9 protein-coding genes are annotated in these 12,066 nt (G+C 39.7%); 6 read left to right on the forward strand and 3 right to left on the reverse strand.

Annotation, left to right across the window (positions count from 1 at the left end; translation table 11 throughout):
- Positions 1-72: 72 nt before the first annotated feature.
- Positions 73-1,011 carry a zinc dependent phospholipase C family protein gene (locus tag JKG61_RS08485; protein ID WP_202102547.1) on the forward strand — a complete coding sequence of 313 codons (939 nt, stop codon included), beginning with the start codon at positions 73-75 and terminating at the stop codon, positions 1,009-1,011.
- 9 nt (positions 1,012-1,020) lie between these two features.
- On the opposite strand, the gene JKG61_RS08490 is transcribed toward JKG61_RS08485, so the two are convergent.
- On the reverse strand, positions 1,021-3,456 hold the full coding sequence (locus tag JKG61_RS08490) for a T9SS type B sorting domain-containing protein (RefSeq protein ID WP_202102548.1): 2,436 nt from the start codon (positions 3,454-3,456) through the stop codon (positions 1,021-1,023).
- A 143-nt stretch (positions 3,457-3,599) separates the two neighbouring features.
- Between JKG61_RS08490 and JKG61_RS08495 the strand changes: the two genes are divergently transcribed.
- Positions 3,600-4,223, forward strand: coding sequence for a 7-carboxy-7-deazaguanine synthase QueE (locus JKG61_RS08495; protein ID WP_202102549.1), 624 nt, complete (start codon positions 3,600-3,602; stop codon positions 4,221-4,223).
- Between the two features lie 81 nt (positions 4,224-4,304).
- On the forward strand, positions 4,305-6,194 hold the full coding sequence (locus tag JKG61_RS08500; protein ID WP_202102550.1) for an OmpA family protein: 1,890 nt from the start codon (positions 4,305-4,307) through the stop codon (positions 6,192-6,194).
- Here JKG61_RS08500 and JKG61_RS08505 read toward each other — a convergent pair.
- A complete protein-coding gene (locus tag JKG61_RS08505; protein WP_202102551.1) occupies positions 6,191-7,267 on the reverse strand; it encodes a Gfo/Idh/MocA family protein in 1,077 nt (358 codons plus the stop codon). The two genes, JKG61_RS08500 and JKG61_RS08505, sit on opposite strands and share 4 nt — an antisense overlap.
- A gap of 3 nt (positions 7,268-7,270) precedes the next feature.
- Positions 7,271-8,542 (reverse strand): Gfo/Idh/MocA family protein, encoded by a 1,272-nt coding sequence (locus JKG61_RS08510; RefSeq protein WP_237249417.1) that lies wholly within the window; start codon positions 8,540-8,542, stop codon positions 7,271-7,273.
- A gap of 255 nt (positions 8,543-8,797) precedes the next feature.
- Here JKG61_RS08510 and JKG61_RS08515 point away from each other — a divergent pair, with 255 nt between their 5' ends.
- The 3 genes from JKG61_RS08515 (at position 8,798) to JKG61_RS08525 (ending at position 12,021) form a co-directional block, all read left to right on the forward strand.
- Complete coding sequence (locus tag JKG61_RS08515) at positions 8,798-10,063, forward strand: DUF819 family protein (protein ID WP_202102552.1); 1,266 nt, start codon at positions 8,798-8,800, stop codon at positions 10,061-10,063.
- A 56-nt stretch (positions 10,064-10,119) separates the two neighbouring features.
- The gene (locus JKG61_RS08520; RefSeq protein WP_202102553.1) at positions 10,120-10,563 is read left to right on the forward strand and encodes an acyl-CoA thioesterase; all 444 of its coding nucleotides are present in this window, start codon (positions 10,120-10,122) and stop codon (positions 10,561-10,563) included.
- Between the two features lie 435 nt (positions 10,564-10,998).
- On the forward strand, positions 10,999-12,021 hold the full coding sequence (locus JKG61_RS08525) for a rod shape-determining protein (protein WP_079642435.1): 1,023 nt from the start codon (positions 10,999-11,001) through the stop codon (positions 12,019-12,021).
- Positions 12,022-12,066 lie beyond the last annotated feature (45 nt).

Raw genomic sequence — 12,066 nt, forward strand, 5'->3', positions numbered from 1 at the left:
GATCCGCTTTCAATTATTAAATTATAGTTAACTCATTTGTTTTATTACCTTTAACCTTATAACCAATGTATTATGAAACAGATAGCACTATTAATTTCATCTCTGACATTGTCTATTTTCCTTTCCTCATGGGGATTTTATGCCCATAAAAAAATCAATGAAACCGCCGTGTTTCTGCTACCGACAGAAATGGCTGCTTTCTTTAAGAAAAACATAAAACTCATTACAGAAAAAGCTGTCGATGCAGATAAACGTTGCTACGTCGACACCATAGAAGGCCCTAGACATTATATTGATGTAGATCGCTATGAGAACATAGATTCTATTCCTATACACTGGAGCAAAGCTGTAGAAAAGTTTACTGAACGTAAATTATTGGTCCAAGGGGTTGTGCCTTGGCAGATTTCGAAAACTTACAATAATCTTATCAGAGCTTTTAAAGAGAACAATGAAAAGAAGATCATTCAATACAGTGCTGACTTAGGCCATTATATAGCTGACGCTCACGTCCCTTTGCACACAAGTAGCAATTATAATGGTCAGTATAGCAATCAAATCGGAATACATGCCTTCTGGGAGACAAGACTGCCTGAAATGTTTTCCAATGATTATAATTACTTTATCAAAAAGGCTGAATATATAGAAGATCCACTTGCCCTATCCTGGAAAATAGTCCGAGAAAGCAACGCTCTTGTGGACTCTGTTCTCCAAATTGAAAAAACACTCTCGCAATTATTCAAAGAATCTGAAAGAAAGGCTTATATTGAACGAAACAACCAACTGATATACACCTACTCTGACGCCTACGCAACACAATACCACAAGGCTCTCAACGGAATGGTAGAAAGGCGATTAAGAGCATCAATACTCCAAGTAGCTTCTTTTTGGTACTCGGCTTGGATAGATGCCGGACAACCGAAACTGTCTAATGTAAAGGTTAAAGAAACGGACTATCCCTCGCCAATAGAAACTAAAAACAAAAAAACACTAGGCCGTGAAGAATGGCATTGATACAAGAATCTAATTCACGAAGCTTGTACTCGAAGTTAATATCATAAGCGCTCCTTTATTAATAATGGGTTTTTGCCCATATTTACTCCCTTTAAAAAGGTAAAAGTAAACTCCATTAGTCACAGTAACAGGGACTACCCAATCATTCTTATAGTTATTAGAACTAAACATAATCCGCCCAGAACGATCCAGCACACTGACCTCTACCTGATCAAAATTAGATAATCCAATAATTTGAAATGTATCATTTTTAGAATCTCCATTCGGAGTAATGGTATTCGGAATAAATAACCCTTTAATAGTAAGTGTTACTGTAGCGATATTTGACCAATTGCCATTACCATCCATGATTTGATACGCAAATTTATCAACTCCAATATACTGATCATTAGCCTGATATATCCATTTCCCTTCAGCATCTTTATACAGCTGTCCATTGTTCGGATAATCCACGATACGAAGACTTTCCTTATTCAAATAGCTATGCTCAACGAAATCATTATTAAGAACGTCTAATATTTGAATAGAATTAAATACAACATCAAAAAAATCGTCTTTTGCAATAGGTATGGTTTTTAGTATTTGTATATATACCTTGTTTATGATAACTGTAGTCCCATTTTCATCAACTATACGGTAAGTAAACTCATCACCCCCTGTATAAGCCCCATCTTTTACACTATAAGTAGCTGTATTATCTGTCAACGCGATATCTCCATAAATAGAAAAGTCTACAATCTCTATTCTCTCACCACGCTCAAGAATGCTAGCGAATGCCTCTGTATCCAACAGGTCAAACAACACCTCTCGTCCTTGATAAACTGTAATGTGCAACTCTTTAATTGAGGACAAAGGATTGTCTTCTTTAACAGGCTGCCTAGGTCCGACACTTATCCTTTCTGTTATCTCAGCCTGCAAATGTGCCGTATATGTCCATGTATCCATTACTCGTTTATTACCATAACTATATGCGCCATAACCGTTATTTAAAGAGCCAGACACATGCTTAGTCGCTGTATAAGAACCCCACCGATGTCCGTCTAACCTACTAGCAGTACCGGTTTTATTGACTCTAGGATTCGACACTTCTCCAGGTTGCCCCCCTGTAATATCTGAATCATCCCAATACATTATAGCATCACTATGTATACTGCCGTCAATATTAATGCGGTCCACTAATATACCATTAGGATTAATCTCCATATCAAAATATGGAAAATGAATTTCACCTTGAACTAATGATACAGACACCCTCACCTCGTAATCAACACCCTGAGGCATAAAATTATTATCACCGTCTAATCCATCCCAGAAAAAACGATTCACGCCTTCTTTCGCTTCTACATTGATTTGAAGGCTTCTAAAGAAAAACTTGTCCGAGGTTGGACTTATAACGACCTTATATCGTCCACTATAATTGGTTTTAAAGCTCAAAAACACGCCTTCTTTTTCAAGCTGATTAGTTTTCCCTTCCTCCCAAACTATTTTAAGATCTTGAACATCTATAATTTCCCGAGGGCTAAAAAGCCAACTTCTTCCCCCGGGAAAAGCACCATGGCTTTGTTTTGGCATAGTAGTATCGGGAAGACCATAAAACATTTTATGAGTGATAAGCAATTGTTCATCCTCTTTATTAGGGTTATGAAACAGAGCATTCATCTCCTGATCCGCACTTTTGTAACTAGGCAGTCCTTTTTCGTTCAGAACACCAGAGCTATTAACAAAATATGCAAAATCAATACCGTGACTTCCATTTCCGTTCACATGATAGATATACCCATCATTTGTCAGTACATAATTTCTACCGTAGAAAGCCCCGTCCCGCTCAGCTAAACTTTCTGTAGAGATATGCAACTGTAGTATAGAAACAAATACCCGTCCTACCACCCAAGCTGTATTATCAACATTTCGAACGGATACATCCCAAGCAGAAATAAGGCTTCCTTGGGTGTTTTGTATCCAATCAGCATCTGCCTTAACATTAGGCACTTCCACTGTGGCGGCGTTAATAGGATCTTGATCGGGAGAAATAAACTCGACACACCATATTCCCGACTGCCCTATCCCTACGGGTATCTCAAAAGGCGTGTATCCAACACGGGGACCGGCCAGTTCGGCTTTTCTACTAGAGCCTTCGAACTCTAAAATACGTCCAATATTATCTGATCGTGTTTGATATATTTTACCATCCGGCGCTTTTAGCTTAACACGTCCTTGCCCAACATTTTGGGCACTCGAGGCAACAGCAATAGTCTCTCCCTCTACAGCGTAGACATAATGTGCAGCTTGATTGGCAAAAGCATTCCTTCCAATAGGTAACGAGACCAAAAAAGCTCGATTACCTTCAACTTTGTCGGGGTAAAAATTTTTTGACCCCTCCCCAAGAACGCTATTCATCCAAAACAACAAACCCAATAATAGGAGCATGTTCCATTTCATATTCATAGCAACGTAGATAGATGTGTCCAAGTGGACTGTATCAAATATAATATTTCCGTAATAAAATTGCAACAGTAAAATTTAAAGCCACTAAATCCCAAATCGTTAGTTTATTTATCTTACCTTTGCAGCCTGTAAAATTCAAGATAATGTCACATCAAGTTCCCGAAAACGGCACAAAGCTTCCATTAATGGAAGAATTTTATACGATTCAAGGAGAAGGATTCCACACTGGTAAAGCTGCTTATTTCATCCGCCTTGGAGGCTGTGATGTAGGTTGTCATTGGTGTGATGTAAAGGAAAGCTGGGACGCTGATCTACACCCACTTACTGACGCAGAGACGATTGTCGAAAATGCAAAAAAGCACCCTGCAAAGACCGTTGTCATTACTGGTGGAGAACCTTTGATATATAACCTTGATTACCTTACAACACGGCTTAAAGAAGAGGGCATTAAAACTTTTATAGAAACCTCTGGAGCCTATCCTCTAAGTGGCGTTTGGGATTGGATCTGTTTGTCTCCTAAAAAATTCAAAAGTCCAAAAATCGATGTTCTAGAAGCTGCAGGTGAATTAAAAGTTATTGTTTTCAATAAAAGCGACTTTAAATGGGCCGAAGAGCATGCTAGTAAGGTGGGGCCGAACTGCAAATTGTACCTTCAGCCAGAATGGTCTAAAGCGAATGAGATAACTCCTTTGATCATTGAATATGTTAAAGACAACCCACATTGGGATATCTCCCTACAGACTCATAAATTCTTGAATATTCCTTAATTCGTTATTTCGAAGAAAGTTCTCTACTTTTAATATCCGATAAAGACAAAAGCTATATCGGATACCATAGCAATAACAGTAATGAATTCATTCTTCAAAATATCTTGTTTTTTTGTATTGACATATTGGTCTTTATTTACCTTTGGCCAGACTTCCTCCATAAATAAAAAGGCACAGTCAGCTTATGAAAATGCAGCAAAGCAACTTGCTCTGCAAAACAAATCCCAAGCTAAAGAAGAACTCAAAAAGGCCATACTCCTTGACCCAGCATTTGCCACAGCCTATCAACAGCTCGCTGACATTTACCGCTCAGAAAAAAGATATAAGGAAGCAATCCCACTCTACAAGAAAGTTCTGCAAATAAACCCCGACCTAACTAAGCTGACCTTGTTTGGCTTAGGCGAATCTCAACTGGCAGAAGGTCAATACCAAGAGGCCTTGATTAATCTGACTAACTACAAAACAGATAACCTGCCTCTAAAAAGCAGGGAAAAGGTAGAAAAATATATACAGAACTGTGAATTTGCAATCCGCTACAACAGTAAAGAGGATACACAGGTTACTAAACTACCCCCAGCTATCAACACGCTTGATGACGAATATTTCCCTAAGCTAACTGCAGATGGGAAAAGAATAATCTTCACACGCAAGAGCAATAACCAGGAAAACTTTTTTGAAAGTAACTTTAGTCAGGAAGGTTGGTCTACTGCCGAAAAAATTTCCGGTTCTATAAACTCCGACTTTTTCAATGAAGGAGCACACACAATATCTCCTGATGGCAAATATCTATTTTTCACAGGATGCAACCGACCCAACGGCATGGGAAGCTGTGACATCTATGTTTCCAAGCTTGAAAGAGGAACTTGGAGCACACCACATAATCTAGGAGCACCTATAAACACAAAGGGATGGGAAGCACAGCCTGCGATATCTTCAGACGGACGTACCTTATATTTTGTAAGCAATAGGCCTGGAGGGATGGGAGGCAGCGATATATGGAAGAGCGAATTATCAGCCGATGGAAAATGGCAGACACCACAAAATCTCGGCGACAAAGTAAACACGGCATTTGACGAAAGGGCGCCTTACATACATGCTGATAATAAAACACTCTACTTCGCATCTGAAGGATGGCCTGGTTTTGGGCAGTTTGACCTATTCAGAACTCAACTTGATAGCACAGGCCAATGGAGCACACCTACCAATCTAGGAAGACCTATAAATAACAACTACGACCAGACAGGAATACATGTAACTATGAATGGAACACTCGGCTATATGGCATCGGTAGACTCAACTGGACAGTTAGATATCTATAGTCTGAATATGCCTAAACCAATGCAACCTATTCCTGTAGTCTACATACAGGGAACTATATACGATGCAGAAAACAAAAAGCCACTATCGGCTATTATTTCAGTAACAAACACACAAAACGGAGATATTGTATATCTCAACGATTCTGACTATGAAGATGGTCAATTTATAGCCACCCTACCTGTAGGTGCAAACTATGCTGTACATGTCCAAAAAGAAGGATATATGTTTGATTCTAAGCAATACGACATCTCGAATACAGAATTAAAAAATGAGGTGTTTGAAGGCAGTGTATTTTTGCAACCTATCCGGAGGGGCAACACCGCACAATTGAACAATATCTATTTTGACACCGATAGTGCTACTCCGCTAAAGAAATCGGAAGCGGAACTTCTACTCCTTTTAAAGTTCCTTCAGCTAAATTCTGCGGTAACTATTGAAATAGCAGGTCATACAGATAACACAGGTAACAAAGCGCACAATCAAAGGCTATCCGAGAATAGAGCAAGTTCGATAGCAAACTTTCTCCGTTCAAAAGGAATCCCCGCAAGCCGAGTAATAAGTACGGGCTACGGGGATACTAAACCAATTGGTGATAATGCGACAATGGACGGGAAGCAACGTAACCGTCGTACCGAAGTCATACTACGTTAGAGCTTGACAACGTCTCCTGTACGAACAGATTCATCGCATGCTAATGCTATTTGCAAACTATTGACAGCGTCTGCCATCGACTTTGTTAAATCTAAATCATTAGCTATGGCATCCCGAAAAAAGATCTGCTCACGGTCGCATAACTCTTGGTGATTAGGTTCGTCTTCTAAATCAATCCACTCATCCGTTTTCGTAAACTTATTCTCGAGGTCCAAATTGGCATAATGGATACGTATAGATTCTGTCTTCGTATGCGATTCAACAGAATCCGAATTGCCATCCTTTGATGCCTCTTTTGCTAAAATAGAAACCGATCCTTTTGGGCCAATAACATCCTTAACAAAAAAGGCTGTTTGACTCATCATAGGCCCCCATCCCGCTTCGTACCAGCCTACGCTTCCATCTTCAAATTTTATCTGGAGCTGCCCATAGTTATAATTGCTGCTTGGAATATCTTCTGTAAGCCTAGCCCCTATTGCAGAGACAGCAATAGGCTTTGCATCGGTCATCTGACACATCACATCAATATAATGTACTCCACAATCAACTATAGGACTTAAGCTCTGCATAAGGTTACGATGCACATTCCACATATAACCTTGGCTTTGCTGATTAAGGTTCATTCGAAACACAAGTGGACTTCCCATCTTCCTTCCTTCTTCTATAAAACGAAGCCAAGAAGGATGATGCCTCAAAATGTAGCCGACTACGAGCTTTTTATTTGCTATATTTGCAGCATCAACAACGCGCTTAGCCCCGAGTACAGTATCTGCTAAAGGTTTTTCAATAAAAACATGTGCGCCATGGTCGAACGCAAGGATTGCATAGTCCTCGTGGGTATCGGGATAGGTAGAAATACATACCGCATCAGGTCTGGTTGCACCGAGTGCGGCTTGATAATCATCAAAACAAGCATAGTCTCCTCCTAGTTCCAGATTCAGTCGTTCCTTACTTTCTCCTCTTGATACCAAACCTACTATTTCAAAATCAGGATTGTTATGATAAGCCTTTGCATGGGAGGTCCCCATGTTACCACAACCAACCACCAATATACGAATGCTATTCTTTACCATGATCTATACAAAAGGTTTAAATCCGGGTTGAGCGATCGGCGTTGCATCTGGAGACATAGACCAATTATAATTATGAGAATGAGGTCCTAATTCTTCTTTCGAGTTCATAATTTCCTCATATGAAATCCGCTTACCGGTATAAGCTGCTATTTTACCCCAAATAGCTAACAATGTAGAATTCACCATAAAATCTCCGTCATTGACCGATTCTCCTTTAACAATAGCAGCCATAAGCTCATCATGTTGTGTTTGGTACATATTATTTATTTTGCCATCATACGCAAAATCTTTAGCTCCATGTATATTATAATTTTTCATAATATTCACATCAACAAATCCAGCTGTCCCATTGACTTCTACGGAGTTACGGGATTCCGTACCGTTTTGTTGTCTTGAAAAATGCATTCCTTTAACTCCGTCTCCATAATCATATTCTACAGCAAAATGATCAAAAGTGTTACCTATTGCTTCCCACGACCTACTCTGTCTCCCGCCTGTTGCGCTGACCACTTTTGGTAACTTATTCCCCATAATCCAATTCATATAATCGACACTATGAATAGATTGCTCTACGATAAGGTCAGAAGCATAACGCTGAAAATAATACCAATTACGTAATTGATACTCAAAATCTGTCCAAGTATTTTTACGTTCCTTCAATGTCAACTCCCCCCCATAACGAAAAGTTGTTACTGATTTAACATCTCCAATATCTCCATTTTGTATTCGTTTCATAATCTCACGGTTCGGGGCAGAATAACGGAAACAGAATCCCGAAACCAGATTCAATTTTCTCTCTTTGGCTATACGTACACTTTCCATGACACGTTTCAATCCAGGTATATCTACGGCAACAGGTTTTTCACAAAATATGTGCTTACCTGCATTAACGGCGTACGCCAAATGATCTGGTCTAAAATTTGGCGGACTACACAGCAATACAACATCTATACCGGAATCCACCAAACCTTTATACCCCTCAAAACCAACAAACTGCCTCTCTTCTGGCACATCTATACGTTGTGAATCCTTTTTATTCAGAATAAGGAGTGCTTGATCTATCTGATCCTGAAAAGCATCCGCTAGTGCTGTAATCACTACACCTGAATCGGCTGCCAACGCTTGTACAACAGCCCCGGTTCCCCTTCCACCACATCCCACTAATCCAACCTTAATGGTTTTGGATATATTAAATTGATTTGCCAGTGAAATAAAGGGCATACTACCCAACACTATACCACTACTTTTTAAAAAATGTCGTCTAGAAAAATTCATAGTTTTAATTGAATGCGAAATTAAAGTTATAATAATATCCAGTTATTACCAACGCAAATGCACAATAGTAAAGAATTCGTTACCACTTTTATCAAAATTAATCTATAAATTCACAAAAAATTAAAAAATAATGGTCACTAACAATCCGATCAGCGACCACAAGTTTTTTTACAAATACATATATTCAAATACCAGAACAGTGGTTTTCTATAACGAGATCCGTAGCCACTGTCAAAAAACAACTAATTACAAAAAATGGACAACCAAACAGCGCTTGTACAACCTTTAATCACTGATACTGCCGTTATAGCAGGTATTCTCATGGCCATTCTGGGTATCGTATTCTATACGTCTTCCTTATCAAACAAGTATATCAAGGGCTTCTACAACGTAATCCCACCATTGCTACTGTGCTACTTTCTTCCAGGCGTCCTTAATTCCCTTCATGTATTTGATGGCGCTAATTCGCCTTTGACCAGCGTAGGCAGTCGTTACCTGCTACCAGCCTGTTTAATACTATTTGTAATCAGCCTGGACCTCAAAGAAATGTGGGCATTGAGAAAACGTGCAGGTTTAATGTTTATCACCGGTACAGTAGGGATAGTATTGGGCGGACCATTAGCGGTTTGGATCGTCTCCTTATTTGCACCTCAAGTGGTCGGCGGAGTCGGTCCCGACGAAGTGTGGCGAGGCCTTGGTTCACTGGCAGGATCTTGGATCGGTGGCAGTGCTAATCAAGTCGCTTTAAAAGAAATATTACAACCATCACCAAGACTATTTTCTTCTATAATAGCAGTAGACGCCTTTGTAGCCTACCTCTGGATGGCCTTCCTATTATATGGAGCCAGTAAGGCAAAACAATTTGACAAGTTCTTCAAAGCCGACTCCAGAGATGTCGATCAACTCATGCAAAAAATGGAGGCAAAGACACAAGCAAATGCACGGACACCACAAACAAAAGATTTTATTATTATGCTGGCGCTAGCCTTTGGAGGTACGGGATTAGCCACATTCTTAGCTGAGCCGGTTGCTAATTTCATCGCAACCAACTACCCCCAGTTAGAGCAGTTTTCGTTGACCAGTGGATTTTTCTGGATTATCCTGTTTGCAACCATAATAGGAGTAACTCTTTCTTTTACACCAGCGAAGGAACTCGAGCATGCAGGCGCCTCAAAAATCGGCTCTACACTCCTGTATATGCTTATTGTCACAATCGGTATGCAGATGGATATTTCAGCCATAGCAGACAACCTTGGACTATTTGTTGTAGGTATTATCTGGATGTCCTTCCATGCCTTACTCCTTTTGATTGTAGGCAAGATATTTAAAGTACCTTTTTTCTACTATGCTGTAGGGAGCATGGCCAATGTCGGCGGAGTTGCTTCAGCCTCTGTAACGTCAGCAGCATTCCATCCCTCATTAATCTCAGTGGGCGTTATTTTAGCTGTTTTTGGCTACGCTATAGGCACATACGCCGGTTGGCTTACCGCATTACTCATGCAGATCGTTTCTCCTATCTAACGTTTTAATAACTGGACAACAATAGGCAAAAGCGCAAACCACAATACACGATTACTATGGAGAATAACATTTTTTACGAGGGACAGGTTTTATGGTCGCAGATAGATGCTAATCGTCACCTTAGACACTCCGCATACGCCGATTTTTGCGCACAGGCGCGCAGCAACATGTTGAAAACAATGGGACTATCACTTGACATATTTGCCAAGGAAAAGATCGGTCCAATTCTTTTTAGAGAAGAGCTCATCTATAAAAAAGAAATTCATTTAGATGAGTATATAAAAGTAGAAGTTTTCCTAACTAAGTTAAATCTAAAAAATGCCCGTTTCTCATTTCAACATGTTATTTATAAAGAAAATGGAGAAAAGGCAGCAGAAGTAAACGTCGATGGTGCGTGGCTCAACTTGGCTGAAAGAAAGCTTACTGACATCCCCGCTGGATGGTATGATATCTTGAAGAAAATCCCTAGATCAGCGGATTATCAGGAAGTAAATGTGTAATACGTTAATACTCTTGTTCTCCTCTTGCACTACGGTATTCCGTCAATCTCAAAAAGCGAACTGTACACCTCAGGACCGCTAAGGCCATATTGTATTGATAAATTAGACTCTTCACCTAGCCAACAAGCACCACTAAGCACTTGCCACAACATCAAATGCAGATATCCTATAGAATGATGCGATATAATATTGAGAAATAGCGATATATACGGAGAGACACCTGATTTACAAAAAGATAATCTAAAGATTGATCTTTACAACTATTTTATCAACACATTGGCACAATAATTCAACTGCTTGTAACGTTATTACACCGACAAATTCCGACCAAAGATTAGCGCTATTTTATTTAATTTTTTGTAGAGTTCGGTTACCATAATAGATTTTTTTTCATTAGGTTTGCATTATATTAAAAACAGAATTAGGACTTACTAAATGGGGTTATTCAATTGGTTTACGCAAGAAGTTGCGATTGACTTGGGTACGGCAAATACCTTAATAATACACAATGATAAAGTAGTAGTGGACGAGCCTTCGATCGTAGCGTTTGATCGGACGACCAACAAAGTTATTGCCATAGGCAGACAGGCTATGCAAATGGAAGGCAAAACCCATGACAACATAAAAACGGTCAGGCCACTTAGGGATGGTGTAATAGCAGATTTTACTGCCGCAGAGCACCTGATTCGAGGAATGGTCAAATTAGTCACCAATGGCAAATCGTGGTTCTTTCCATCTTTACGTATGGTCGTATGTATTCCTTCCGGTATTACCGAAGTCGAAAAACGTGCCGTGCGTGATTCAGCGGAAATAGCTGGTGCAAAAGAAGTGTATCTTATTCACGAACCAATGGCTGCTGCTGTAGGTATCGGAATTGATGTAGAAGAGCCAGTGGGTAACATGATTATCGATATCGGTGGTGGTACTACGGAGATTGCTGTTATCGCGTTATCTGGGATTGTCTGTGACCAATCCATCCGTGTAGGTGGAGACAACTTTGACTCGGATATCGTACAATACATCCGTCGCCAGCACAATATTATGATTGGAGATCGTACCGCCGAGAAGATTAAAATCGAGGTTGGAGCTGCCCTGCCTGAACTGACAGATCCACCTGAAGACTTTGCGGTCCAAGGGCGTGATTTAATGACAGGTATCCCTAAACAGATTACGGTATCCTACACTGAGATTGCTCATTGTTTAGACAAGTCTATTTCTAAAATAGAAGAAGCAATTCTAAAAGCTTTAGAAATCACACCTCCAGAATTATCAGCTGATATCTACCAAACGGGAATATATTTAACGGGAGGAGGAGCATTACTAAGAGGTCTTGACAAAAGGCTACAAGCGAAAACAAAATTACCTATACACGTTGCCGAAGATCCTCTACGAGCAGTGGTAAGAGGAACAGGAATAGCACTTAAAAACATAGGACGTTTTAAGTTTTTAATGCAGTAAGTTAGATAGAAACAAAACTACAATTACTTCTGCGCGATATAGAAA

The organism is Sphingobacterium faecale, assembly GCF_016746095.1.
Classification (GTDB): domain Bacteria; phylum Bacteroidota; class Bacteroidia; order Sphingobacteriales; family Sphingobacteriaceae; genus Sphingobacterium; species Sphingobacterium faecale.